General features: G+C 70.8%; 28 protein-coding genes and 1 tRNA gene. 20 read left to right on the top strand and 9 right to left on the bottom strand.

The genetic code is table 11. From position 1 onward, the window contains the following. Positions 1-78: 78 nt before the first annotated feature. Entirely contained in the window at positions 79-741 is a 663-nt protein-coding gene (locus tag C4K88_RS13895) for a pyridoxine/pyridoxamine 5'-phosphate oxidase (protein ID WP_104122201.1), read from the bottom strand. Positions 742-853: 112 nt separating this feature from the next. On the opposite strand from C4K88_RS13895, the gene C4K88_RS13890 reads away from it, so the two are divergent. The 5 genes from C4K88_RS13890 to C4K88_RS13870 all read left to right on the top strand — a co-directional run bounded on the left by C4K88_RS13890 (position 854) and on the right by C4K88_RS13870 (position 5,961). Continuing rightward, positions 854-1,648 carry a phosphatase PAP2 family protein gene (locus C4K88_RS13890; protein WP_104122200.1) on the top strand — a complete coding sequence of 265 codons (795 nt, stop codon included), beginning with the start codon at positions 854-856 and terminating at the stop codon, positions 1,646-1,648. After that, positions 1,635-2,285 (top strand): TetR/AcrR family transcriptional regulator, encoded by a 651-nt coding sequence (locus tag C4K88_RS13885; protein ID WP_104122199.1) that lies wholly within the window; start codon positions 1,635-1,637, stop codon positions 2,283-2,285. The genes C4K88_RS13890 and C4K88_RS13885 overlap by 14 nt, the downstream gene beginning before the upstream one ends. Before the next feature lie 73 nt (positions 2,286-2,358). After that, entirely contained in the window at positions 2,359-3,825 is a 1,467-nt protein-coding gene (locus C4K88_RS13880) for an amino acid permease (protein WP_241521940.1), read from the top strand. A 120-nt stretch (positions 3,826-3,945) separates the two neighbouring features. Beyond that, on the top strand, positions 3,946-5,445 hold the full coding sequence (locus tag C4K88_RS13875) for an APC family permease (protein ID WP_104122198.1): 1,500 nt from the start codon (positions 3,946-3,948) through the stop codon (positions 5,443-5,445). Positions 5,446-5,529: 84 nt separating this feature from the next. Further along, a complete protein-coding gene (locus tag C4K88_RS13870) occupies positions 5,530-5,961 on the top strand; it encodes a DUF4190 domain-containing protein (protein WP_104122197.1) in 432 nt (143 codons plus the stop codon). A 39-nt stretch (positions 5,962-6,000) separates the two neighbouring features. On the opposite strand, the gene ppk2 is transcribed toward C4K88_RS13870, so the two are convergent. Beyond that, a complete protein-coding gene (gene ppk2 / locus C4K88_RS13865) occupies positions 6,001-6,939 on the bottom strand; it encodes a polyphosphate kinase 2 (protein ID WP_104122196.1) in 939 nt (312 codons plus the stop codon). Positions 6,940-7,073: 134 nt separating this feature from the next. Between ppk2 and C4K88_RS13860 the strand changes: the two genes are divergently transcribed. Then, positions 7,074-7,919, top strand: coding sequence for a DUF1684 domain-containing protein (locus C4K88_RS13860; RefSeq protein ID WP_104122195.1), 846 nt, complete (start codon positions 7,074-7,076; stop codon positions 7,917-7,919). Here the strand turns inward: C4K88_RS13860 and C4K88_RS13855 are convergent. Next, complete coding sequence (locus tag C4K88_RS13855; protein ID WP_241521938.1) at positions 7,898-8,128, bottom strand: hypothetical protein; 231 nt, start codon at positions 8,126-8,128, stop codon at positions 7,898-7,900. The genes C4K88_RS13860 and C4K88_RS13855 overlap by 22 nt on opposite strands. Before the next feature lie 3 nt (positions 8,129-8,131). Next, on the bottom strand, positions 8,132-9,619 hold the full coding sequence (locus C4K88_RS13850) for a glycosyltransferase family 2 protein (RefSeq protein WP_104122194.1): 1,488 nt from the start codon (positions 9,617-9,619) through the stop codon (positions 8,132-8,134). 145 nt (positions 9,620-9,764) lie between these two features. Between C4K88_RS13850 and C4K88_RS13845 the strand changes: the two genes are divergently transcribed. Beyond that, the gene (locus C4K88_RS13845; RefSeq protein WP_241521936.1) at positions 9,765-10,427 is read left to right on the top strand and encodes an alpha-ketoglutarate-dependent dioxygenase AlkB family protein; all 663 of its coding nucleotides are present in this window, start codon (positions 9,765-9,767) and stop codon (positions 10,425-10,427) included. On the opposite strand, the gene C4K88_RS13840 is transcribed toward C4K88_RS13845, so the two are convergent. From C4K88_RS13840 to C4K88_RS13830, 3 genes are read right to left on the bottom strand one after another with little or no spacing between them, the layout of a single operon-like run. Further along, positions 10,424-10,939, bottom strand: coding sequence for a mycothiol transferase (locus C4K88_RS13840; protein WP_104122192.1), 516 nt, complete (start codon positions 10,937-10,939; stop codon positions 10,424-10,426). The genes C4K88_RS13845 and C4K88_RS13840 overlap by 4 nt on opposite strands. Next, complete coding sequence (locus tag C4K88_RS13835; RefSeq protein WP_146065696.1) at positions 10,936-11,337, bottom strand: hypothetical protein; 402 nt, start codon at positions 11,335-11,337, stop codon at positions 10,936-10,938. The genes C4K88_RS13840 and C4K88_RS13835 overlap by 4 nt, the downstream gene beginning before the upstream one ends. Positions 11,338-11,390: 53 nt before the next feature. Continuing rightward, positions 11,391-12,131 (bottom strand): FadR/GntR family transcriptional regulator, encoded by a 741-nt coding sequence (locus C4K88_RS13830; RefSeq protein ID WP_104122190.1) that lies wholly within the window; start codon positions 12,129-12,131, stop codon positions 11,391-11,393. Between the two features lie 116 nt (positions 12,132-12,247). Between C4K88_RS13830 and C4K88_RS13825 the strand changes: the two genes are divergently transcribed. The 9 genes from C4K88_RS13825 (at position 12,248) to C4K88_RS13785 (ending at position 19,146) form a co-directional block, all read left to right on the top strand. Then, positions 12,248-13,537 (top strand): alpha-hydroxy acid oxidase, encoded by a 1,290-nt coding sequence (locus C4K88_RS13825; RefSeq protein WP_167399055.1) that lies wholly within the window; start codon positions 12,248-12,250, stop codon positions 13,535-13,537. 123 nt (positions 13,538-13,660) lie between these two features. Beyond that, entirely contained in the window at positions 13,661-13,981 is a 321-nt protein-coding gene (locus C4K88_RS13820; protein WP_146065695.1) for a hypothetical protein, read from the top strand. A 158-nt stretch (positions 13,982-14,139) separates the two neighbouring features. Beyond that, on the top strand, positions 14,140-14,649 hold the full coding sequence (locus C4K88_RS13815; protein ID WP_104122187.1) for a DUF2243 domain-containing protein: 510 nt from the start codon (positions 14,140-14,142) through the stop codon (positions 14,647-14,649). Beyond that, positions 14,642-15,484: a cytochrome c oxidase assembly protein gene (locus tag C4K88_RS13810; protein WP_104122186.1), complete on the top strand. Its 843-nt coding sequence runs from the start codon at positions 14,642-14,644 to the stop codon at positions 15,482-15,484. Before C4K88_RS13815 ends, C4K88_RS13810 begins: the two co-directional genes overlap by 8 nt. A 93-nt stretch (positions 15,485-15,577) precedes the next feature. Next, entirely contained in the window at positions 15,578-16,321 is a 744-nt protein-coding gene (locus C4K88_RS13805) for a hypothetical protein (RefSeq protein ID WP_104122185.1), read from the top strand. Between the two features lie 96 nt (positions 16,322-16,417). After that, positions 16,418-16,852: a hypothetical protein gene (locus C4K88_RS13800; protein WP_104122184.1), complete on the top strand. Its 435-nt coding sequence runs from the start codon at positions 16,418-16,420 to the stop codon at positions 16,850-16,852. A 70-nt stretch (positions 16,853-16,922) separates the two neighbouring features. Further along, positions 16,923-18,239 (top strand): alpha-amylase family glycosyl hydrolase, encoded by a 1,317-nt coding sequence (locus tag C4K88_RS13795; protein ID WP_104122183.1) that lies wholly within the window; start codon positions 16,923-16,925, stop codon positions 18,237-18,239. A gap of 63 nt (positions 18,240-18,302) precedes the next feature. Further along, positions 18,303-18,572, top strand: a complete 270-nt coding sequence (locus C4K88_RS13790; protein ID WP_104122182.1) for a hypothetical protein — start codon at positions 18,303-18,305, stop codon at positions 18,570-18,572. Positions 18,573-18,639: 67 nt separating this feature from the next. Then, complete coding sequence (locus tag C4K88_RS13785; protein WP_174705245.1) at positions 18,640-19,146, top strand: DUF5684 domain-containing protein; 507 nt, start codon at positions 18,640-18,642, stop codon at positions 19,144-19,146. Positions 19,147-19,232: 86 nt separating this feature from the next. On the opposite strand, the gene C4K88_RS13780 is transcribed toward C4K88_RS13785, so the two are convergent. Continuing rightward, positions 19,233-19,305 (bottom strand) — tRNA-Ala (locus C4K88_RS13780). A 112-nt stretch (positions 19,306-19,417) separates the two neighbouring features. Between C4K88_RS13780 and C4K88_RS13775 the strand changes: the two genes are divergently transcribed. The 4 genes from C4K88_RS13775 to C4K88_RS13765 all read left to right on the top strand — a co-directional run bounded on the left by C4K88_RS13775 (position 19,418) and on the right by C4K88_RS13765 (position 24,505). Then, a complete protein-coding gene (locus tag C4K88_RS13775) occupies positions 19,418-20,992 on the top strand; it encodes a DHA2 family efflux MFS transporter permease subunit (RefSeq protein WP_206604374.1) in 1,575 nt (524 codons plus the stop codon). A gap of 36 nt (positions 20,993-21,028) precedes the next feature. Continuing rightward, positions 21,029-22,507: a S10 family peptidase gene (locus C4K88_RS13770; protein WP_104122180.1), complete on the top strand. Its 1,479-nt coding sequence runs from the start codon at positions 21,029-21,031 to the stop codon at positions 22,505-22,507. Positions 22,508-22,575: 68 nt separating this feature from the next. Continuing rightward, positions 22,576-22,701 carry a hypothetical protein gene (locus C4K88_RS17865; protein ID WP_277621651.1) on the top strand — a complete coding sequence of 42 codons (126 nt, stop codon included), beginning with the start codon at positions 22,576-22,578 and terminating at the stop codon, positions 22,699-22,701. Positions 22,702-22,729: 28 nt separating this feature from the next. Then, positions 22,730-24,505, top strand: a complete 1,776-nt coding sequence (locus tag C4K88_RS13765) for a glycoside hydrolase family 15 protein (protein ID WP_104122260.1) — start codon at positions 22,730-22,732, stop codon at positions 24,503-24,505. A 3-nt stretch (positions 24,506-24,508) separates the two neighbouring features. On the opposite strand, the gene C4K88_RS13760 is transcribed toward C4K88_RS13765, so the two are convergent. Next, positions 24,509-25,009 carry a DUF456 domain-containing protein gene (locus C4K88_RS13760; RefSeq protein WP_104122179.1) on the bottom strand — a complete coding sequence of 167 codons (501 nt, stop codon included), beginning with the start codon at positions 25,007-25,009 and terminating at the stop codon, positions 24,509-24,511. Positions 25,010-25,122 lie beyond the last annotated feature (113 nt).

Raw genomic sequence — 25,122 nt, 5'->3', positions numbered from 1 at the left:
TCCGGCGCCACCTTGTGGACGCCGTCGACGTCGGACTCCCCGGGGCGGGCGCCCGGGTGAGGCGGGCGACCAGCAGCCCTACGGCCAGAGCAACTCCCGGCGCCAGCCCTCACCGGAGCGGCTGTAGCGCAGGCGGGTGTGGCGCCGCTCCTGGTCGGCCTGCCAGAACTCGACGGCGTCGGGCGCCACGGTGAAGACCGTCCAGGTGGTCGACGCGAGGCCGTCCGTCGCCTCGAGGCGGCGCACCTGGTCCGCCACCGCGGCGTCGACGTCGTCCCGGCTGCGTACCACCGTGCTCTGGGCGCCGGCCAGCACCAGGGCGCGGGCCACCGGGTGGCGGCGCTGGAAGTCGGCGTCGTTCTCCTGCGTGGTGCCCGTCGAGACCGCACCCCGGATCCGGACCTGGCGTCCGGCCTCCGGCCAGAAGAAGGTCAGGGCGGCGGCGGGGTGCTGCGCCAGCTGGCGGCCCTTCGGGCTGTCGCTGCTGGAGGCCACCTGCCAGCCGGCGGACGTGAGGTCCTTCAGGATCACGACGCGCGCATCCGGCAGGCCGTCGTCCCCCACGGTCGCGAGATTGACCGCGTGGGGAGCGGCGACGCCGTCCGCCACCGCCCGCTGCAGCCACTCGACGAACAGCTCGATCGGGGATTCGGGAGATGCCGCCGGGTCGAAGGGCGGCATCTCGTCGGGGAACACCGGAACGCCACGGACGATGTCGCGGATTCTGCCTGGATCGCTCATGCGGCCAGCCTAACCCTCGTACCACGCGACACCTGCGGGGCGGTCGCGCAACCCGACGCCCCGCGCCGCGCCACGGCGTGCCCTTCCCCGGGGCGGAGCATAGAGTCGGTGGATGCCAGCGCATCAGGATCACTACGTCGGCCCGCGAGACCTCACCCGCTGGACGACGCCGGTGGGCCGCTTCCTCGTGCGGTGTGTCCGCCCCCTCGTCCGGTGGGCCGGTCCGCACGCGGCCCTGCTGCTCCTCCTCGCGATCGGCGGCGGGATGGCTGCGGCCCTCACCGCGGCGTCGGCCGAAGTGTACGAATCGGTGATGGACGCCGACGGCGTCGCCGCCCTGGACCAGCCGGCCCTGGATCTCGCCGTGTCGCTGCGCGAGGGCTGGTTCGACGCCGTCGTCACCGGGTACACCCACATCGGCGGACCGATCGGCATGCCGATCCTCGCCGTCGCGATCATGGTGCTGCTCGCCGTCCGCCGCCGCTCCTGGACACCCGTGATCCTGCTGCCGGCCGCGGCGTTCGGATCCCTGCTGATGACGGTCGCCGGCAAGGACGCGATCGGGCGCCTGCGTCCGCCCGTGGGCCTGGCGGTCCCGCCCTACGAGTCCTCGCCGTCGTTCCCCAGTGGGCACTCCCTCAACGCGGTCGTGATCGCCGGCATCGTGGCGTACCTGCTCGTCCTGCGGCAGCGCCGCAAGCGCACCCGCACCCTGACCGTCGCCCTCGCCGCCGTCTTCGCCGTGACCATGGGCCTCAGCCGGGTCTACCTCGGGCACCACTGGTTCACGGACGTCCTGGTCGCCTGGACGCTCGGGGTCGCCTGGCTCGCCGTCGTCATCACCGCGCACCGGCTCTACCTGACGTTCCGCCTGCACCGGTCAGCCTCCCGTGATGCGCCCGTCTGAGCACTCCGCGCCCAACGTGGGCGCAGTGCCCGGCCCGCGGCCGCTCCGGCGGGATGCCCGGCACAACCGTGAGGTGGTCCTGGCCGCCGCCCGACGCATGTTCGCCGTCCACGGCGCGGACTGCAGCTTCGAGGACATCGCCCGCGACGCCGGGGTGGGTGTGGGGACCGTGTACCGCCGGTTCCCCGACCGCCGCACGCTCATCGAGGCCGTCCTGGTGGAGCGCGTGGCGGACGTCGACGCCGCGGTCTCCAGGGCCCTCGCGCTCGAGGACCCCTGGGCGGCCGCGCGCCTGTTCATCGGCGCGGTCGCCCGCATGCAGCTCGAGGACCGCGGACTGCGGGAGCTCCTGCACGAGGACGGCTTCGTGTCCGCGGGGCTCGCGATGCTGCGGCGGCGGATCGCCCCGGCCGCGGAGGATTTCGCCGCACGCCTGCGGCACGAGGGTGCACGCCCGGACCTCACCGGGGACGACGTGCTGGTGCTCATCCGCATGCTGGGCTCGCTGCCTCCCGAGGCCGGCGCCGCGGTCCCGGACACCGGGTTCGAACGGTACCTCGGCCTCGTCCTCGACGGCGTCCGTCGCCGGTCGGCCGCCGAAGGATCAGCAGAACTGACGGATTCCGGTCAGGAATAGTGATTTCCCCCCATCAACGGGCCACCTCATACTGGGTGGTGCCACACAGGCAGCCCCCTCTCGGAAACGGACGATGATGTCGGACAACTCAGCCCTGCAGGGCACACAATCGGTGTTGCGGCGCAAGCCGATCGACAACGTCGAGGACGAGACGGGCCGCTCCGGCCTGTTCAAGAGCCTCGGCCTCTGGCAGCTGACGGCCATCGGCGTGGGCGGCATCATCGGCGTCGGGATCTTCACGCTCGCCGGACTCGTCGCCAACGGCGGCCCCGGCGGCACGCCGGTGGGCCCGGCCGTCCTGATCTCGTTCCTCATCGCAGGCCTGGCCAGTGCGGCCGCCGCACTGTCCTACGCGGAGTTCGCCGGGATGATCCCGCGTGCCGGCTCCGCCTACACCTACGGCTACGTGGCGCTCGGCGAGATCATCGGGTGGTTCATCGGCTGGGACCTGCTCCTCGAGTACATCGCCATCGTCGCCGTCGTGGCGATCGGCATCTCCGGGTACTTCACCGAGTTCATGTCCGGCATCGGCATCACCGTCCCCACCTGGATGCAGGGCACCCCGGACACCATCGAGGGCGGCGTGGTCAACCTGCCCGCCGTCGCGGTCTGCCTGCTCGTCACCTTCATCCTCAGCCGCGGCACCAAGACCTTCGGCCGCTTCGAGCTCATCGCGGTCGGGCTGAAGATCCTCCTCATCCTCGGCATCGTGGGCCTCGGCTTCTTCTACGTGAACGCCGAGAACTACTCGCCGTTCGTCCCGTCCGGATTCGGTGCCGTGTTCGCCGGGGCCGCCACCGTGTTCTTCGCGGTGTTCGGCTACGACGCCATGAGCACCGCCGCCGAGGAGGCCAAGGACGGCAAGAAGCACATGCCGAAGGCCATCCTCCTGTCCCTGCTCATCGCGATGGTCCTGTACGTCCTGGCGACCCTCGTGCTCACCGGGATGCAGAACTACAAGGACATCAGCCCCACCGCCGGCTTCGCCTCGGCCTTCCAGTTCGTAGGCCTCCCCGTCGTCGCGACGATCATCTCGGCCTTCGCCGTCATCTCCATCCTCACCGTGATGCTGACCTTCCTCCTGGGCGTCACCCGCGTCTGGTTCTCCATGAGCCGCGACGGGCTCCTGCCGGCCTGGTTCTCGACGACGGACCGCAGCGGCACGCCGCAGCGCGTCACCTGGATCGCCGGCATCGCCTCGGCCCTGCTCGCCGGTGTGTTCCCGATCCGCGCCGTCGCCGACCTCACGAACATCGGCATCCTCGCCGCGTTCGTCGTCGTCTGCGTCGCGGTCATCGTGCTGCGGCGTACGCGTCCCGAAGTGCCGCGGACGTTCAGGCTGCCGCTGATGCCGATCGTCCCCGCGTTCGGCGTCCTCGCATCGCTGTTCCTGATGCTGCAGCTGCACTGGGAGACCTGGCTGCGCTTCGGCGTCTGGCTCCTGATCGGCCTGGCCATCTACTTCTTCTACGGCCGGAAGCACTCGCTCATGAACCCGGACAGCCCGCGCCACGCCCTCCTGAAGCAGCAGCAGGCCTAGCCCCGCACGGGCACCGGGGCCCGCCGCTCCTGTCACGAACGTGCGGCGGGCCCCGCGACCTCCTATCCTCGACAGGGGCCGCGGCCCCGCCGACACCCCTCCCACCGAAGGACCAGACCCATGGACCTCTTCCGGACCAAGTCCATCGAGCAGTCGATCAAGGACTCCGACGAGAAGGGGCGCGGCCTCAAGCGGTCCCTCACCACGTGGGACCTCATGGTGATGGGGGTCGCCGTCGCCGTGGGCGCCGGCATCTTCTCGGTGGGCGCCCAGGCCGCCGCCTTCAACGCCGGCCCGGCGGTGACCATCTCCTTCGTCCTGGCAGCGATCACGTGCGCCCTCGCGATCATGTGCTACGCCGAGTTCGCGACGGCTCTGCCCGTCGCGGGGAGCGCCTACGTCTTCACCTACGCCACCATGGGTGAGCTGATCGCCTGGATCATCGGCTGGAACCTGATCCTCGAACTGCTCATGGCCGCCGCCGTCATCGCGAAGTTCTGGGGCGTCTACCTCTCCGACCTGTTCCGCGCCCTGGACCTCGACATCCCCGCGGAGGTGAGCCTGCTGGGCGTCGACCTCGCCTGGGGCCCGCTGCTGATCGTCGCGGTCTTCACCGCCGTCCTGATCTGGGGCACCAAGCTCTCCGCCCGGGTCAACAGCGTGTTCACGGTCATCAAGATCGGCATCGTGCTGTTCGTGATCGTCGTCGGGTTCTTCTACGTCGACCCCGCGAACTATTCGCCGTTCGTCCCGGCGTCCGAGCCTGCCACGGACGGCGGCGCCGGGTGGGCCGAGCAGCCCTTCCTCTCGTTCCTCAGCGGGGCCACCCCGGCCGCCTTCGGCTTCACCGGCATCATCTCGGGCGCGGCGCTCGTGTTCTTCGCGTTCATCGGGTTCGACGTCGTCGCCACCTCCGCCGAGGAGGTCAAGGACCCGAGCCGCACCCTGCCCCGCGGCATCTTCGCCGGTCTCGCCGTCGTCAGCGTCCTCTACATCCTGGTGACTCTGGTCGTCACCGGCATGGTGCCCTACACCGAGCTCGGCGCCTCCGGCGCGCCGTCCCTCGCCACGGCCTTCCAGCTGGTCGGCGCCGACTGGGCCGCCGGCGTCATCTCGGTGGGCAGCCTCATCGGGCTGACCACCGTGATCATGGTGCTGCTGATGGGCCTGGCGCGCGTGGTCTTCGCCCTCAGCCGCGACGGACTGCTGCCGCGCACCCTCAGCCGCACCTCCGACCGGCACGGGACGCCGGCCCGCACGCAGCTGCTCTGCGGCCTCGTCGTCGCCCTCCTCGCCGGCTTCACGCAGGTGGAGGTCCTCGCCGAGATGATCAACATCGGCACGCTGTCGGCCTTCATCACGGTGAGCCTCGGGATCATCGTCCTGCGCCACAAGCGCCCTGACCTGACGCCGGCGTTCCGTGTGCCGTTCGGCAAGGTCATCCCCATCGCCTCCGCCCTGCTGTGCCTCTACCTGATGTTCAATCTCGCCACCATCACGTGGCTGTTCTTCGCCGGCTGGCTGGCCCTCGGCTTCACCGTCTACTTCGCGTACGGCAACCGGCACTCCCGCCTCGGGGCGCGGCAGCGCGCGGACGCCGACACCTCCGCGCCCGGATGAGGTGCGCCGGCGCGCCGGACGCGGGATGATGGTGTCCCCGGGGTAGCGTCGCCGGGAACCGCCGAGCCGATCAGGAGAACCACGATGTCCCAGGATCCGTATCCCAGCGAACTCCCCTCCCCCGGCCACAAGAACCCGTACGACGGCGGCGCCTACGGCAACGCCGGCGGGTACGGCACCCCCGGCGGCTACCCGCCGGGCAGCAGCCCCTACCAGCCGACCGGCAACTATCCCTCGGGCCTCTACCAGTCCTCGTACCAGACGATGGAGGGCGAGAAGGCGGCCCAGCTCTCCCTGATCCTCGGCGTCGTGGGGTTCTTCGTGGCAGGCATCGTCCTCGGTCCGCTCGCCATCTGGCAGGCCCGGAAGGCGGAGCGCCTCGGCGTGCCCGCGACCGCCGGGAAGGTCCTCGGCTGGATCGTCACAGCCCTCTACGCGCTCGCGCTCCTGGCCGGCATCCTGTTCGTCGTCCTCATCGTCGTGGGATTCAGCGCCACTGCCGGACTCAGCAGCTGACCGGCAGCAGCTAGCCGGACTCAGTAGCTGACCGGCAGGTCAGAGCGTGGGGAACAGGTGGGTGGACTGCTCGCCCGCCTCGAACATGCCCGAGTGCGGCCCCGTCCCGACGATCAGGGGGTCGGGCGTCCCGACGACGTCGTGGTCCTTCTCGTCGTAGTCGAGGACGGACAGGATGTAGCGCATCGCCTCGATCCGGGCCCGCTTCTTGTCGTTGCTCTTGATGACCGTCCACGGGGCGTCCGCCGTGTTCGTGTAGAAGAACATCGCCTCCTTGGCCGCCGTGTACTCGTCCCACTTGTCGAGGGACTGCAGGTCCATCGGGCTGAGCTTCCAGCGGCGCACCGGGTCCGTGTGGCGCTTGGCGAATCGGCGGCGCTGCTCCTCCTGCGACACCGAGAACCAGAACTTGGTGAGGTGCGTGTCGCTGCGGACGAGCATGCGCTCGAACTCGGGGGCCTGCCGCATGAACTCGAGGTACTCCGTGGGGGAGCAGAACCCCATGACGCGCTCCACCCCCGCCCGGTTGTACCAGGAGCGGTCGAACAGCACGATCTCGCCGCCCGAGGGGAGCGTGGAGACGTAGCGCTGGAAGTACCACTGCGTCCTCTCCCTGTCGCTCGGCTTGTCGAGGGCGACGATCCTCGCCCCGCGGGGGTTGAGGTTCTCCATGAAGCGCTTGATGGTCCCGCCCTTGCCGGCAGCATCACGCCCCTCGAAGATCAGGGCGATCTTGGCCTCGTTCGCCCGGACCCACCCCTGCATCTTGAGCAGCTCGATCTGGAGGGCACGCTTCGCCTCCTGGTACTCCTTCTCCGTCATCTTCTTCTCGTACGGATAGTCCTCGCGCCACGTCGGCTGGTCCGGGTGCGGCAGGAGCATGGGTGCGCCGCCCCTGGCGCCGGGGTTCGGGACGGGGACGGCCGGCGCCTCGGGGGCGGGCGCGGCGCCGTCGTCGACTGCTTTTCCTGAACTCATCCCTGGTCCTCCGGTCCGACCGCGCCGCGTGGAGGCCCATCTTCTCAGAGAAACCGCCGGGGAGATACGGGGCCGGGGAATCCTGCGCCCCGTCGGGAGGTTACAGCCCTCGACCCGCCGAGCAAGGAGCACCCATGAACAGCAGGACCCCGGAGGAACGCTGGCGCCGGTTCCGTGACGCCCGTGACGCCGCCCTCGCCGAGGAGCACGGCTGGCTGAGCCTGACGTCCTTCCAGTGGCTCGGCGGGGAACCGGCACCGGTCGACGGCGTGCCCGGCCTCTGGTCCTCCGCGGGCGACACCGCCCGGCTGACCGCCGGGGCCCCGGACGGCCTGACCGACCTCGCCGACGGCGGACCGGTCGAGGGGACAATCACGGCGACCCTCGACGACGAGGAGTCGCTGCTGTGGGTGGGCCACGGCGGGGAGGACGGACGCCGCGTCGTCGTCGAACTCGCGCGGCGCGCCGGCCGCTACGCCCTCCGGACCAGGGATGCCTCCTCGCCCGCGCTGACCGGCTTCACCGGCGTGCCGACCTTCGACTACCGGCCCGACCTCGTGGTGGAGGGACGGTTCGAACCGTATGCGGAGCCCCTGCTCGAGCCGATCGCCACCGCCCACCCGGACGTGCCGGGAACCCACGGAACGGCCGGCGAGGTGGTCTTCTCCCTTCCCGGGGACCACCGCCGGTTCCGGCTCCGCGCCGCCCAGGACGCGGCCGGCGCGCTCTCGATCACCTTCCACGATGCAACCAACGGCGTCAGCACCGCGGACTGGCGGAAGCTGACCACGCGCCGGCCCCGCCCGGACGGGAGCGTGGCCCTGGACTTCAACCGGGCGATCAACTATCCGAGCGCCTTCACGGCCTACGGGACGTGCCCGGCGCCGGTGGGCGGGAACGTCGTCGACGCTGCGATCGAGGCCGGGGAACGGACGCCGGCGGGCGTTCCGGCGGCGCTTCAGGCCTCCGCGTCGGGGTAGATGCTCCGGGTCTCGGTGCGGCGGTTGCGGTCCGTCACCCAGTCCGTGGGGTAGATCTTCGGTAGGATGTTCGCCAGCGCCAGGGAGGCGTAGATGACGGTGTTGATGGCGACGAAGGCGGCGAGGACGGAGAACAGGCTGCTGGAGAGGACGGCCTCCGGCAGGAGCAGGCCGCCCCGCACGATAGGCCCTACGGCGGTGGGGGTCATGGTTCAGGCTTCCTGGGGTGCGAGGTCGGCGGCGGGTGCGGTGTGGGAGAGGTGCTTCCAGTTGGCCTGGCGGCCGAAGGAGATGTCGATGATGCCCTTGACCCACACGACGTTGAGGAACATGTCGAAGAGGAGCTCGGGCAGGAGCGCGGCAGCGAGCAGGCGCGCCCTCCAGCCGCCCTTCCAGGCCCCGAGGACCCGCTCGATGGTGAAGAGCAGGCCGAGTCCCAGCCAGAACGGGAACCAGATCCACGACTCGAGGGACACGACGGTCAGGAGGATCAGCCCCAGGTAGGCGCCGAGCGCGATCACCCCGTAGCCGATGCCCAGCTGCTGCGCCCAGTAGCGCAGGGTGGTGGGGGTGATGCCGTAGGCCCCGATGTTCTCGAGGGCACCGCGCTGCCAGCGCAGGCGCTGGTTCCACAGGGTCCGCCAGGACGGCATGAGCTCCGTGACCACCGTGCAGTCCTGCGGGGAGACCATGAGACCGCCCAGGGACTTCAGCGCGATCGTCAGTTCGTTGTCCTCGGTCAGGGCCGCCGTGTCGTAGACGTCGCCGGGAGTGCCGGGGATCGTGCGGTTGCGGCTGGCGGCGACGGTGCGGAGGGCGACGGGCCGGAAGAGCGAGGCGGTGCCGGTGAGCACGAACACGCGGCCACGACGGCGCCGCATCTGGCGGGCGTACCGGATGTACTCGTTGCGCTGGAACTGGCCGATCAGGCCGTGGCCCTCCTCGCCGTGGAACAGCCCGCCCACGGCCATGAGTGCGCGGTCCGCGGCGAACCGCTGCACGGCGTTGGCGAGGAAGCCGTCGTCGAGCTGGGTGTCCGCGTCCATGATCATCACGACGTCGTTGTCGCCCTGCTGCGGCAGGACCACCGTCAGGGCCTGATTGAGGGCGCCGGCCTTCTTGCCCGTGTTGTCCACGGACTCGATGACCTCCACCCCGGCCTCGCGGGCCAGGCGGACGGTGGCGTCCGTGCAGTTGTCGGCGACGACGATGATCCGCTCGGGCCGGTGCGACTGGCCCTGCAGCGAGGCGATGGTCTGCGGGAGGGACGCCTCCTCGTTGTGCGCCGGGATCAGCACGGTCACGGTGACGGCGCCCGCGAACACGCCGCGGGTCGCTTCCATGACGACCTTGGGCGCGAGCGGCTGGTGGGTCGGGTTCATCGAGCGGCGGGACCTGGTGACGATGCGCTGCTCCAGCAGGGCCAGCCCGGCCGCCGCCAGCAGGGCGAGGGCGATGGCCGCGAGGATGACGCTGGTGTCCGGGGCGTCCGCGTTGTAGAGGATGCGCCAGATGCCGATCACGGCATCCTGCGAGTCGGCGATCGCCGGTTCCGGGCCGTTCGCTGCGACCGCGAGCCACAGGAGTGCCGCCGCGACGATCACGATGCCCGCGATGACCAGGCCCACCACGCGGTCGAACCGGCCCCGCGGGGCGTACTCCACCGGCTCGGCCTCGGGCGCACGTAGTGCAGGCGTCATCTCGTTCGGTCCTCTCGGGGAATGGGGGACACCCTCTGGTGCCGGTGCCTGATCCGAGTCTTTCGCGCCCACCTCGATGCAGTACCGGGCAGGGACCGAAGATTGCTTCAACGAACGGCGTGGGTTTCCCGAGCACAATGGTGGGGTGACCGATCCGTTCGACGCCCTGATTCCCCGCCCGCGGCGGCAGCTCGCGCCCGGCGCCGTGCACATCCCCGACTGGCTGGACCCGGATCAGCAGCGCCGCCTGGTGGGCCTCTGCCGCACGTGGGCGAGCGGGCCGGTCCCGATGCGCGCGGTGACCATGCCGACCGGCGGCGTCATGTCGGTGAAGAGCGTGAGCCTCGGCTGGCACTGGCTGCCCTACCGGTACAGCCGCACGGCCGACGACGTCGGCGGCGCCGCCGTCGCACCCTTCCCGGAGGTGCTGCGCACGCTGGGGCGCGACGCCGTGACGGCAGCCTACGGGGAGGACGCCGGCTCCTCCTACGAGCCCGACGCCGCCCTCGTGAACTACTACGACGACGCGGCCCGGATGGGCATGCACCAGGACCGGGAGGAGCGGACGAACGCGCCGGTCGTCTCACTGAGTCTCGGTGCGGCGTGCGTGTTCCGCTTCGGCAACACCGAGAACCGGAACCGGCCCTGGCAGGACGTGCAGCTGGCGTCCGGCGATCTGTTCGTCTTCGGCGGCCCCTCGCGCTTCGCCTACCACGGTGTCCTGCGGACCCTGCCCGGGACGGCGCCGGCCGGCATCGGCTTCGAGGGGCGGCTGAACGTCACGCTGCGGCAGACGGGCCTCGGCTAGGGCCGGTCGGCGAGGATGATGCCCCGGGCGTAGGCGGCCTGGCCGGCGTGCTGCACGGCGTCGTCGAGGACGCTCACGAGCCGGACGAGCAGGGTGACCGGCGGATCCCACCCCTCGTCGACCACCCGGTGCAGGTGCTGCTCGTCCACGCCCGCCACGAGGTCCCGTGCGAGCCGGTGGACCGCGTCGAAGTAGTCCAGCAGCTGCTGGGCGGAGTCCACGCGGACGGCGTCGACCTCGTCCCCCGAGTGACCGTAGCCGGTGTCCCCGTGATCCAGCGGGAGGTCCCAGCGGTCGGCGACGCCGTCGGCCAGCCACACCTGCTCGTGACCGAATGCTTCCGCGAGGTGGCTGTCCTCCACGCGGGTCAGGTGCCAGATGAGCCAGGCGATCGAGTTCGCTGAGCCGCCCGGACGGGCGGACAACTCGTCCGCATCGAGGCCGCGCACGGCGCCGCGGACGAGGTCGGGCAGCCGGCCGAAGGCGTCGGACAGGACCTCGGCGGACGTCACCGGCGATCCCGTCCTGCGGCGCGGGCCGCCCCGGGCCGCCGGAGCCGACGGCGCAGTGCGCGCGGCATGAACGTGATGACCACGGCGGTGTCGCGGAACCTCGACGGCGGGCCCTCCGCGGTCAGCTGCTCCGCATGGGCCTCCCGCCACTCGAGCTCCTCGACGACGGCCTCGTACCGCTCCCGGCTCTCGGCGGACGGGCAGTCATGGTCCAGGAGCTGGTAGGCATGGTTGCAGATGATCCGCAGCCGGCGGGTCGACACGCCCCGGAGGTCGTCCGGGACGTCGGGGGCCGCGCCGGGGAGGATCCCGGGGAGGACGGCGCGCCGACTCTCCGGGACGGGCGCCCCGTCCCGCAGCACGGTGGGGTGTTCGAGGATGTGAGGGAGATGTTCCATGGCCTGCTCCACGTCGAGGTCGGTGGCCCGCTGCTCGACCAGACTCCTGCAGTCTAGATCTCGGGCATCCCCGGGGAAAGGGTCGCCTGCCGGGGGGAAGCGCTTGCATCCTGGGCGACGCCGGCCTCGCGGTAGAAGCCCTCGATATGGGAGCGGACCAGTTCCGCTGCGGTCCCGCCCCGGCCCGACAGCACCGCCTCGAGGATGGCGCGGTGTTCCCGCCGGAGGCGGTCGGAGGTGGCACCCCAGTCGGGGAGTCCAGCGGTGAGCCGTTGCGTGTACGCCGCGATCGATCCGCGCAGCGATCCCATCATGGCGCCGATCAGGACGTTGCCCGCAGCCTCCGCGAGGGCCACGTGGAAGAGGGAGTCGCGCTCCAGGAAACCGTCCGGGCCGTCGTCGTGCCGGTCCATCTCGTCGAGGAGGAGGGCTGCGCGCGCCAGGGCGGGCGAGTCCGGCGAGGCATGGGCCGCCGCCCACGTCTCGAGCAGCAGCCGCGTCTCGACGACGTCCCTGACGGGCAGGTGCGCGCTCGCGACGTGCAGCCGCAGGGCGGAGTCCAGCGCCAGTGCGGGATTGCCGGTGATGACCGTCCCCGCCTGCGGACCGGAGCCCACCCCGGCGCGGACGACGCCGAGCGCCTCCAGGACCCGCGTCCCCTCACGCACGGACGCGCGGGAGATCCCGAGCTGCTCGGCCATCGCGCGCTCCCCCGGCAGGCGTGAGCCGATGGCCAGCCGTCCCGCCGCGAGTTCCTGCTCGAGCCATGCAGAGACCGCCTGGTGAGTACGCATGCGGCCAGCATAGCTTGTGTGGTAGGACCACACACCGTAGGATCTGTGGCCTGACCTCACCCCGGCGCCCCCCGGTGATGGGTGGACCGCGGCCCGACGACGAGCAAAGGCAGACCATGCAGACTCCCCCGAAAGCAACCGTTCCCCCCGCCCTGCGGCGCAGGCTCCCCCGGGTCGCGGACCTGGCCCCGCTCATGCAGTTCAAGAAGCCCGGGCTCGGCACCACCGCGCGCCTCCAGCGGGCCAACACCGTCTGGGATCTCCGCGATCTGGCCAAACGGCGCACCCCCACCGCACCGTTCGACTACACGGACGGTGCGGCGGAAGCCGAGATCTCCCTGGCGCGTGCCCGCCAGGCGTTCCTCGACATCGAGTTCCGGCCGGGCATCCTGCGGGACGTGGAGACGGTCAGCACCGTCACCCCGATCCTCGGACGGGACTCCGCACTGCCGTTCGGGATCGCCCCCACCGGCTTCACCCGCATGATGCAGTCCGAGGGCGAGTACGCCGGGTCGCGGGCGGCAGCCGCGGCGGGCATCCCCTACACGCTCTCGACCATGGGCACCGCGTCCATCGAGGATGTGGCCCGGGCGGCGCCGGACGGACGCAACTGGTTCCAGCTGTACCTGTGGACGGACCGCGACCGCTCCCTGGAGCTCATCGCCCGCGCCGCCGCCGCCGGTAACGACACCCTCATGGTCACCGTGGACACCGCCGTGGCCGGGGCGCGGCTCCGGGACGTCCGGAACGGGATGACCATCCCGCCCGCGCTGACCCTGAAGACCGTCGTGGATGCCTCCTACCGGCCGGCCTGGTGGTTCAACTTCCTCACCCACGAGCCGTTGTCCTTCGCCTCCCTCTCGCGCTACTCCGGCACGGTGGCGGACCTCATCGACTCGATGTTCGATCCCACCCTCACGTTCGAGGACCTCGACTGGCTGCGCAGCGTGTGGAAGGGGAACCTCGTGGTGAAGGGCATCCAGACGCTCGACGACGCCAGGAAGGCGGTGGACCACGGCGCCGACGGCATCATCCTCTCCAACCACGGTGGGCGCCAGCTGGACCGCGCGCCCGTCCCACTGCACCTGCTGCCGCGCGTCGCCGCCGAACTGAAGGGCAAGACGGCGATCATCCTCGACACGGGCATCATGAGCGGCGGGGACATCGTGGCCGCCGTGGCCCTCGGGGCCGACTTCACCCTGATCGGCCGGGCCTACCTGTACGGGCTCATGGCCGGGGGACGCCGGGGCGTGGACCGCACCATCGAGATCCTCGGCACGCAGACGGCCCGCACCATGCAGCTCCTCGGTGTGAACCGCATCGGGGACCTCAACCCGGACCACGTCCGGTTGCTCGGCGAGGGCACCGCGCACGCGGATCTCCCGGGGGCCGCACTGACCCTGTAGGAGGCCGGCTGTGGTCCGGTATCGATTCGGTCTCGAATCGCCGGAGGAGTCGCCATGCCGGTCTAGTCTTTTCTCCTGTGGTCCTGCCGTGCGGGTCCGAGGGATCAGTCTGGGGAGAGCGATATGGCGCGTAGCCGGGTGCACCATCCGTTGCGGTACCGGCGTGCCCGCTCCGTGCTGTTCGTGATCGGCCTCTTCTGGGTGTGGCTGTGGCTCGGCAGCGGCGCCCTCCTGGCGGGGCTGCACCACTCCCCCGTCCATCTGGCCCTCGCGGTGTACGCCCTCGCCGTCGCCATCCTCGTGTCCATCCCCGCCGCGCTGCTGGCGGGGATCCGGATGCTCCTCACGCACCCGCGCGGGGGCGCCGTCGTGGTGGCCCTGCCTGCCGCCCGCCGGTCGCCGCGCGCGGACGCGCACTGGTGGTACGACGAGAAAGCCTCCTGAGAACAACCGGGTCAGCCGGGCGCGGGTTGCGATACGCGCCGTGACGCTGGTCCTACCATCAGGCCGCCGGTGTCCGCCCGCCCGGAGACGCGGTGGACCACACCCCGCGTCCACTGGCACGCTGGACCCCGACCCGCCCACCGACCAGAGGGATCACCATGGCTGCATCCGGCCGGCCGCCCGCCGCGGCTCCACGCTCCCGCGCGGGCCTCCTCGAGCGCCGCAACGTGCTGGTGGGAATCCTGTTCGGCTGCGGGATCATCGCCTTCATCGACGAGGCCGTGTTCCACCAACTGCTCCACTGGCACCACTTCTACGACCGGTCCACCCCCGACGCCGGCCTCGTATCGGACGGGCTCTTCCACGCCTTCAGCTGGTTCGCGACCGTGGCATCGCTCTTCCTGTTCGCCGACCTCCGGCGCCGCAACGCACTGGACACCCGGCGCTGGGTGGGCGGAACCCTCGTGGGCATCGGCGCTTTCCAGCTGTACGACGGCCTGATGCACCACAAGATCCTGGACCTGCACCAGATCCGCTACGGCGTGGACCTCCTTCCGTACGACCTGCTGTGGAACGGGGCCGCCGCGGCGTTCCTGCTCGCCGGCCTCCTGGTGCTCCGGACGGCCGGTCGAGCCGGACGCAGGGGCGACGCCGCGGACCGTGGCTGAGGGTCCGCACCACTCCGGCTCCCTGACGACCGGCGTCGGCGACCCTGCCGTCGCCGCGCTCGACACCGTTGCCGTCGTCGTCTGGCTCTGCCTCGCCGTCCTGTACCTCGCCGCAGGGCGTGCGGCCGCCCTGCGCGGACGCGACGCCCTCCCTCTGCGGCACTCGATCGCCTGGCTGTCCGGGACGGCGCTCGGGCTCGCCGTGACCGCCGGGCCGCTCGCACACGCCGCCGCTACGAGCAGCACCGGCCACATGGCCGTCCATCTGGTGCTGGGGATGGTCGTCCCGCTGCTGCTCGTCCTCGGCGCGCCCGGCACCGTCCTCCTGCGGGCGGTGCCGGCCCGGGTGGGACGCGCGTACAGCAGGCTCGTCCGTGCCCCGGCGCTACGGCTGCTCGCCCATCCCGTTCCCGCGATGCTCCTGGCGACGGCGCCCATGGCGCTCCTGTACTGGGACGGGGCGGGGTTCGCGCTGCTGCACCATCCCGCCCTCGGGCCGCTTCTCCACGTGCACTTCGTGGTGTCCGGCACTCTGTTCACCTATGCCGTCGTCGGCATCGATCCTCATCCGCACCGTGCCCCCGTCAGGGTCGGGGCCGGAGCCCTCGTGGTGTCGATCGCCGTGCACGGGATCGTGGCCAAGCACCTGTACGCCGTCGCGGACCGGGACGGGCTGCCCCCCGATACGGAGCAGGCAGCCCAGCTCATGTATTACGGCGGCGACATGGCGCATGCCCTCCTGCTCGTCGCCTTCTGCGCGCAGGTCTACCGCGAGTCCGGCCGCCGGCTCCGCCGGGCGGACCGCGGTACCGAAGCGGAGCGATCCTCGAACTAGAGCAGGGCGAGTCCCGCCGTCCGCGGTGACACGGGACTGTATCGTCGGGCCCAGCAGGGGCCGCAGGGGCCCCGTCACACCTGGGGGTCCTTCATGTCGCGTGTCCTGTTCCGTCCCGTCCTCACCGGCAGCCTCCTGCTCGCCCTGACCGCGTGCGGCGGCCCCTCCGCGGCCGAGCCTGCGCCGACGGTCGGTGCACCGGAAGCGGCGGTTGCCAGCAGTTCCGCCCCGGCGGATCCCGGGGGCTACTCCAGCGAGGACCTGGCGGAGATCCTCGGGACCATCTCGACGCACGACGGCACGCCCCTCACCGTCGTACCCGCGGATCAGGTGACGGCCGCCCTCGGCCAGGCCTCGCAGCTGATGGACGGTGTGACGATCACTCCCGCCGAGTGCAACGTCCTCCCACAGGACTTCTCGACGCTGGTGGAGGACGCGGAACTGGCCATCGGCGTGGCCCCGGCTCCGGACGGCCTGTCGAGCGTCTCGGTGAGTCTCGCGGTCGCCGACGGCGCCGAGGACCGCCTGACGGAGAACGCCGAGAAGGAGCTCGCCCTGGTGGCGACCTGCTCGACGTACACGATCGAGATGCAGGGAGTCACCGTCGAGGGCACCATGGAGTCCGTCGAGACCACCATGGAGGACGCAACCTCCTTCGCCGTCAGGTCCACCGTCGAGCTGCCGGATGGCCAGCAGCAGGACAGCACCACCGTGACCGTCGCTCGCGGCGACCTCACGGTTGCCGCGACGAGCCAGGCGACGGGCTCCCCCGGTGCGTCCCCGGCCGTCCTCGAGCAACTGGCGGGACGGGTCCTGGAGGCCGCCGGGGAGGGGTAGACCGCGAAATGGACACGCGGAGGTCGCTCCGCATATAACTAGTTTGTCGAACTAGTTATATGTCCGGTTCGTATTTCCGACTCGAAAGGTCAGGTCATGACGCAGGCCATCGGTGACACGCTCGGCGGGGACGATGCGAGGACTGTCGCTCCCCTGCACTGCGGGGACCCCATGATCCTCCGCGAGACCTCCTACCGCGCCGCTCCCTACGGCCTGATCCCGCAGGTGCCCGCCGCGGACGACGTCGAACTGGTCTGGGCCTGCCCCTGCGGCTTCCAGCTCTCGCCCGAGGAGCCCGCCGAACTCGCCCACCCCCTGCCTCCCGCCCTTCGCCGGGTGGCAGCGGCCGCGGCCGACCTCGAGTCCTCGGAGTGGCACCTCGACCAGCTCACGGCCGACCTCGAGGCCGCCGTCGTCCGGGCCGCGGACGCGGGCGGGGCCATCGGAGCCATCGCCGACGCCGCGCACCTGGATCCGAGGGACGTCCGGGATCTCGCGGCGGGCGGCCGGCAGTTCGCCGACGTAGGCTAGTCATCGTCCCGGCCGCAGCCGGGGTGCTGCCCCATCCGGGCCGGTGCGAGCAGACGGGAAGGCCGACGCCATGAACGAGCCCGAGTGGGTCCAGCACGCGATCTGGTGGCAGGTCTACCCGCTCGGCTTCGTGGGTGCCGAGAAAGCGGCCACCGGGGAACCGGCGGCAGCCCATCGGCTGCTCGAGCTGATCCCCTGGCTCGACTACGCCGTGGAGCTGGGCACATCGGGGCTGGCGCTCGGCCCCGTCTTCGCCTCCGAGACGCACGGCTACGACACCACCGACTACTTCGCGATCGACCCCCGGCTGGGTTCGCTCGAGGACTTCGACACGCTGGTCGCGGAGGCCGGGAGGCGCGGACTGCGGATCCTCCTCGACGGCGTCTTCAACCACACGGGCCGCTCCTTCGCACCCTTCCAGCAGGTCCTCACGCAGGGACCGGGCGCCCCGACCGCCGCCTGGTTCTCCCTCGACTGGCCCGACGGCGCCGGGCCCGGCATCGAGCCCGGGTACCGCGACTTCGAGGGGCACCACCACCTGGTGGCCCTGGACCACGAGGAGCCCGCCGTCGCGGACTTCGTCGTCGAGGTCATGGAGTACTGGCTGGGTCGCGGGGCGGACGGCTGGCGACTCGACGCCGCCTACGCCGTGCCGTCGTCGTTCTGGGCCGACGTGATGCAGCGCGTGCGGTCCTCGCACCCGGACGCGTACTTCGTCGGTGAGTACATCCACGGGGACTACGCGGCGGCGGTCCAGGCCGGCGGCATCGATTCCACCACCCAGTACGAGCTGTGGAAGGCCATCTGGAGTTCCCTCAACGATGCGAACTTCTACGAGCTCGCCGCCGCCCTCGAGCGCCACAACGCGCTCCTGGCCGCTTTCGCGCCGCTGACCTTCGTCGGGAACCACGACGTCACACGCATCGCGAGCAAGCTCGAGGACCCCGCCCTCGTGCAGCACGCCGCCGTCGTCCTCTTCACGGTCGGCGGGACGCCCTCGGTGTACTACGGGGACGAGCAGGGCTACCGCGGCATCAAGGAGGACCGGGCAGGGGGCGACGACGACGTCCGCCCGCTCTTCCCGCCCTCACCGCACGATCTCTCGCCGATCGGCGGACCCGTCTTCGCCCTGCACCAGGAGCTCATCGGACTGCGCCGCCGGAACGCGTGGCTGCACCGGGCGAGGACCGAGGTGCTCCACCTCTCCAACGAAGTGCTCGCCTACCGCTCCGTGGATGAGTCCCACGCGCTCGTCGTGCTGCTCAATCTCTCGCACGAGGACCAGCGGCTCGGGACCGCGGGTGCGACGTCCGTCCTCGCCGGACAGGCGGCCGTCGACGACGGCTCCGCGCTCGTCCCGGCACGCGGCTGGGCCGTCCTCGGGTGAGGTGCCTGCCGCCTGGAGACGTTCCGCGTGGATAATGGAGGCACATACCATGCAGGGGGTCGGATGAGTTGGGACACGCAGCCCGGGGACACCGAGTCCGCCGATTTCACGCCCTGGCCGCGCCCGGTCCCGTGGCATGTGCTGAGCGCGCTCAAGAAGGTGTTCCTCGTGGCCGCCGTCCTCGTGGGCGTCCACCAGCTCTTCCCCTCCACGACCCTAAGCTCCTCCCTGAGCAGCACCTTCACCCTCCTGGTGGTGATGTCCTGGCTCGGACCGCTCGCCCGGATCCTTGCGGCGAAGCCCTGGACGCGGAAGGCGCCCGAGGCCGAGTAGCCGACGCGGCGCCACGACAGAGCGCGTTTCGTCCCGATTTCATTAAACGCACGGTACTGTTCGGTTCATGACACCGACCTCCGCCCTTGCCCTCGGCATGCTCCCGGCGATGACCACCACCACGACCACCACCACTGATCCCGCCGCCGTTGCGGGGGCTGCGATCGGCGGCATCCTGAGCCTTGTGATCGCTCTCCTGATCACCGGCTTCGCCCTCAGGGGGATGTTCAAGAAGGCCGGCGAGCCCGGCTGGGCCGCATTCGTGCCGCTCTACAACATCATCGTCCTGCTGCGCATCTCGGGACTGTCCCCGTGGCTGGTCCTCCTGGCCTTCATCCCGGTCCTGCAGATCGTCCTCGCCGTGCTCCTCGCCATCAACGTCGCGAAGGTCTTCGGCAAGGGCGCCGGCACGGCGGTCCTGATCTTCTTCTTCGCCGTGATCATGTACTTCGTCCTGTCCTACGGATCGGCGCGCTACCTCGGCCGCGAGGCCGCTCGCTACCCGCTCGGCCAGGCTCCCCAGCAGGGCCCCGGCGCCGCCGGCTCCTACAAGGCGGACCAGTACCAGTCCTGATCCCGCCGGCCGGGCTTCCCGTGCCTTCCGCCCTGGAACAAAAGCGAGGCCCCTGGTGACAGGGGCCTCGCTGTGTGCGGAGACTGTGGAGCTTAGGGGAATCGAACCCCTGACCTTTTCATTGCGAACGAAACGCTCTACCAACTGAGCTAAAGCCCCGGGTACTACTTCCGAACACCAACACTGTACCCAGAAGTTCCCGCTACGCCCAAAGCGCGGGCGGTTGCCGGCGGCGGCAGGGATGTCAGCGGGCGGGCGTAGTCTTCTCCTCATGTCCCGCACCCCCACCCCGGCCGCCACAGACACCGCCCAGCAGGACGGCATCAGGGCATGGCCGGCCCTCTGGTCACTCGTCATCGGCTTCTTCATGATCCTCGTGGACTCCACGATCGTCTCGGTCGCCACCCCGGCCATCATGGAGGGGCTCGACGCCGGGATCGACAGCGTCATCTGGGTGACCAGCGCGTACCTGCTGGCCTACGCCGTGCCGCTGCTCGTGACGGGTCGGCTGGGTGACCGCTTCGGGCCGAAACGCATCTACCTGGTGGGGCTGGTGGTCTTCACGCTCTCGAGCGCCTGGTGCGGGCTCTCGGGCACGGTGGAGACGCTCATCCTGGCGCGCGTACTGCAGGGACTCGGCGCCGCGCTCATGACGCCGCAGACCATGTCCGTCATCACCCGGATCTTCCCGCCCGAGCGCCGGGGTGCCGCCATGGGCCTGTGGGGGTCCGTCGCCGGCGTCGCGACCCTCGTGGGTCCCGTGCTCGGGGGCATCCTCGTGGACTCCGCCGGGTGGGAGTGGATCTTCTTCATCAACGTCCCGGTCGGCGTCATCGGCTTCGTCCTCGCCGTCCGCCTCGTCCCCACCCTGCCCACCACGTCCCACCGCTTCGACATGCTGGGCGTCTTCCTCAGCGCCGCCGGCCTGTTCTGCCTCGTCTTCGGCATCCAGGAGGGCGAGACCTACGACTGGGGGACCATTGCCGGCCCGCTCTCCGTCTGGTCGCTGATCATCACGGGCATCGTGCTGCTCGTCGCCTTCGTCATCTGGCAGAAGATCAACCGCGGCGAACCGCTGGTGCCGCTGCGGTTGTTCCGGGACCGTAACTTCTCCCTCGCCAACACCTCCATCACCGCCATGGGCTTCGCCATCACCACCATGGCACTGCCCCTCATGCTGTATGCGCAGACGGTCCGCGGCCTCTCGCCCACGCAGGCGGCGCTGCTCCTCACCCCCATGGCCGTCATCTCCGGCGCCCTCGCCCCCTTCGTCGGCAAGTTCGTCCAGCGGAGCAATCCGAAGTACATCGCCATCGCGGGATTCGCCGGCATGTCGGTGTCCCTCTTCTGGCTGGGCTCCCTCCTCACGCCGGACGTCCCCTTCTGGCAGCTCCTGCTGCCGATCTCCCTGCTCGGCCTCTCCAGTGCAGGGATCTGGGCGCCGGTCTCCCTCACCGCCACCCGGAACCTCGCCCCGTCCCTCGCGGGAGCAGGGTCCGGCGTCTACAACACCACCCGCCAGATGGGCGCCGTGCTCGGCAGCGCCGCCATCGCTGCGATGATGCAGTCACGCCTGATGACCAATCTCGGCGGCGGCGGCATGAGCGCCACCCCCGGAGCAGCGCTGCCCGAGGACGCGAAGGCCGGCTACGCGCTCGCGATGGGCCAGTCGCTCTACCTGCCGGCCTGCGTCATCATCATCGGCTTCCTCGCCGCCCTGTTCTTCGCCCGGCCGCAGCGGAACGACCAGTGGTCCGGCGACGCCGGGGCCTCCCCGGCACAGGGCGCCCACAGGGGGCCTCGCCCGGCATCGGAGTCCCGGGAGACAGCACCCGCCGACCGCTGAGCGGTTGCCTCAGGGAACTACCGGTAGTCTTCTGGCATGGCTGATGAGACGAAGGACACACCGACCACCGCCGCGCAGGAATCGGATGCCCGGGCCAGGGAGGTGTCCGACGATTTCGCCGTCCGGGAGCACACCACGGCCTCGGGCCTGACGTACACGACGACGACCGGACGCCTCGTCCTGCGCCGCGAGGAGACGAAGGACGGCAAGGCGGACGGCTTCAAGCCGAAAGCCGAGATCTTCATCGTGGCGTACACGAAGCAGGACGCGGAGCCGGACCGGCCCGTCACCTTCGCCTTCAACGGCGGCCCCGGCTCCGCCTCCGTGTGGCTCCATCTGGGACTGCTGGGGCCGCGTCTGGTGGATTCGGGGGACGTCGGCGCCATGACGCCTGCACCGTTCGACCTCGTCGACAATCCGGACAGCCTGCTCGAGTCGAGCGACCTCGTTCTGATCGACCCCGTGAACACCGGCTTCTCCCGTGTGGTCGAGGGCGAGACGGCCGACGAGTTCCACGCCTTCGTCCAGGACCGCGATCTCGTGGCTGAGGTCATCCGGCTCTGGACCACCCGCAACAACCGCTGGCTCTCCCCCAAGTACCTCGTCGGCGAGTCCTACGGCACACTGCGCGCCGTCGCGGTGGCCGGGCGCCTGTTCGACGCCTACGGCATGGCCGTCAACGGACTCGGCCTGATCTCGACCGTCCTCAACATGTCCACGCTGCGCTTCTTCCCGGGCAGCGACCTGCCCTACGCGCTGCACCTGCCCACCTATGCCGCGATCGCGCACCACCACGGCAGGCACGGCGGGAGGGAGCTCTCCGACGTGCTCCGGGAGGCCGAGGAGTTCGCGTCCCGCGACTTCGGCTACGCGCTGACGCAGGGCAGCCGGTTGAGCCCGGCGGAGTACGACGACGTCGTCGCGCGCCTGCACGCCATCACGACGCTCGACGAGGGCTTCATCCGCCGCACCGACCTCCGCTGGGCCTACCACGAGTTCGCGGCGGAACTCCTGCGCGGGCAGGGCCTCGCGGTGGGGCGCATCGACGGCCGGTTCGCCGCCCGCCCCGAGAACCAGCAGGCCTCGGACTCCTTCGACGACCCGAGCATGCGGGCGATCACCGGACCGTACTCGGCGGCGATGAACCACTACGTCCGGGCGGAACTCGGCTACGAGAACGACCTCCCCTACGAGATCCTCACCGCGCGCGTCCAGCCGTGGAGCTACCGGACGTTCGAGGGTGCGCCGGTGGACGTCTCGGGCGTCCTGGAACGCCTCCTCGTGCACAATCCCACCCTGCGCGTGCACGTCGACTACGGCTACCACGACGGCGCCACCCCCCACTTCGCGGCCGAGTACGTCTGGGCTCACATGAACCTCGACGACACCGCCCGGGCCCGCTTCACGCACCACTATCACGAGGCCGGCCACATGATGTACCTGAACCCGGTAGCACGGACCGCCCAACTCCGCGCACTGGCGGCGTTCGTCACGGAAGGCCGGGCCGTCGGGTGATCATCAGTAGGATGATGAAGTCGACCGTCCGTGACCTTCGCGGGCGTCCCTCACCGTAAGGACACACCATGCTGCTGAAGAAGATCCTCTGGGCTCTCGTCCCCGTCATCGCCTCACGCCTGATGAACAGCCGCCGCGCAGGCCAGCAGACCCGCGCCGGCAAGGCGCGCTACAACGGCCGGCCCGGCAGGTAGCAGGAAGACGGCGGTAGACCAGGACGTGGTGGACGGCGCCCTCCGGGATGATGCCGGTTTCGTCGATCTCCGCTCTTACGCGGCGATCGGCGACGGCCGGACCGTCGCGCTCGTGGCGCTCGACGGCTCCATCGACTGGTACCCGACCCCGGACCTCGATTCGGCGCCGGCCTTCGCCCGGCTGCTGGACGCCGAGGAGGGTTTCCTGTCCCTCGCACCCACGGCGCCCTTCTCGGTGGAGCGTCGCTACGCGGACGGCTCCAACGTCCTGGAGACCACCTACACCACGGCCGGCGGCACGGTGCGCGTCACGGATTCCCTCAACACCGGAGTGGCCGGCCGACTTCCCTGGGGGGAGCTCGCCCGGCGCGTCGACGGCCTGACGGGTTCCGTGGAGATGGCGTGGTCGGTCGCGCCCGGAACCTGTTTCGGTGGCGCGTCGCCGTGGGTCGACACGGGCGCCGGGCAGCCGATCCTTCGCATCGACGGCGCCGCGCTCGGGATCCTCGGCATCGACCACGGCGTCCGGCACGCCGGCGGACGGTCCGTCACAGGCGTCTTCACCACCTCGCCGCAGTCGAGGCACCTGGTCGCCGTCGTCTCCACGCACGGCGAGCCCCTCCCGCTCCCGGACCCGCAGACCATCGACGACGGCGTGGACCGCACCATCGCCAACTGGCAGTCGTGGTCGGACGCCTTCGGCTACGACGGCGAGTACCGGCACGCCGTGCTGCGCAGCGCCCTCACCCTGAAGCTGCTGCTGCACAGCCCGTCCGGATCCATCGCCGCCGCGGCGACGACCTCCCTGCCCGAGTCCCTCGCGGGCGGCAAGAACTGGGACTACCGCTACGCCTGGGTCCGGGACACCGCCTACACGCTGCACGCCCTCACGCGGGCGGGGATCCGCGAGGAGGTCCACGCCGCCGTGTCGTGGATGCTGAAGAACCTGCGGGCCCAGGGCGCCGACCTCGAGGTCTTCACCGGGCTTAACGGCGACATCCCCGAGGGCACGCGCCGCCCGGACCTCACCGGCTGGCGCGGCATCGGCCCCGTCGTCGACGGCAACCCCGCCGCGGGCCAGCTCCAGCTCGGTGTGTTCGGGGACATCTTCGACATCGTGTGGCAGTACGTCCAGGCCGGCCACGCCCTCGACCCGGCGACGATGCGCCAGCTCGCCGACCTCGCGGACCTCGCCTGCGACGTGTGGCAGCGCCGCGACGCCGGCATGTGGGAGCTCCCGGAGGAACGGCACTACGTGACCTCGAAGCTCGGGTGCTGGAACGCCCTGCGGTGCGCCGTCCTCCTCGCCGACCGCGGCCAGCTCCAGGGGCCGGTCGAGCGGTGGGCCTCCGAGCGCGACCGCATCCGCGACTGGGTGCACGAGCACGGCTGGTCCGAGGAGCGCCAGAGCTACATCTGGTACCCCGGGTCCACGGAGCTCGACGCCTCGATCCTCCTGCACGCCATGAGCGGCTTCGATACCGGACCGCGGATGTCCTCGACGCTGGACGCCCTCCGCGCCGAACTCGGCGCCGGCCCGCTGCTCTACCGCTACAGCGGGATGCAGGAGGAGGAGGCGACGTTCGTGGCGTGCGCCTTCTGGATGGTGTCGGCGCTCGTCGCCGTCGGCCGTCGGGGTGAGGCCGTGCACCTGATGGAGGAGCTCGTGCCCCTGGCCAACGACGTCGGCATCATGGCCGAGATGATCGAGCCCTCCGACGGCGCCTTCCTGGGCAACCTGCCGCAGGGACTGAGCCACCTCGCGCTGATCGTCGCGGCCCTGACCCTCTCCGGAGAGTCCTGACGCCTACGCGCCGGCGAAGTGGACCCAGACCCCGATGACCCAGGTGATCCCGGCCAGGCAGGCGAGCGCCAGCTCGGCGAGGATCCCGAAGCCGGTCGCCTTCAGGGCGTGAAGGCTGGAGGTCACGGCCTCCCGCGCATTCCGCTGCCGGGCGAACTCGCTCAGGAACAACCCGAGGGCGAACCCGACGAACAGCCCCACGACGGGGATGAGGAACATGCCGGCGATTCCCGCGAGCACCCCGATGGTGACCGACCGGCCCGGGATCCGCCGCTGACGGAGCGTCCTGCCGGTGAGGACGAGCCCGGCGGCGAGCCCGGCACCAGCCAGGACGGTCCCCACCGTGAAGACGGTCCAGCCCGCGACACTCCCCACCGTGAGCGCCCAGACGAGCATGGCCACGATGATGAGGATGCTGCCCGGCAGCACCGGGATCACCACACCCGCGATGCCCACGGCGATCAGCGCTCCACACACCACGGTCATGACCAGCTGAAGATCCATGAGCCCAGTCTCGCATCCCGTGCTGCGGCGCGGCGCCGTCGGCCATTCTCCCCGCCGTCGTGGGATACTTGACGGGAATACTAAGCCGCCTTAGCGAGCCTGCGGGCCCTGAG

This window comes from Arthrobacter pityocampae (genome assembly GCF_002927275.1).
GTDB lineage: Bacteria > Actinomycetota > Actinomycetes > Actinomycetales > Micrococcaceae > Arthrobacter_D > Arthrobacter_D pityocampae.
Note: the sequence above shows the minus strand (reverse complement) of the source record. Positions and strands in the feature narration are given on the sequence as shown.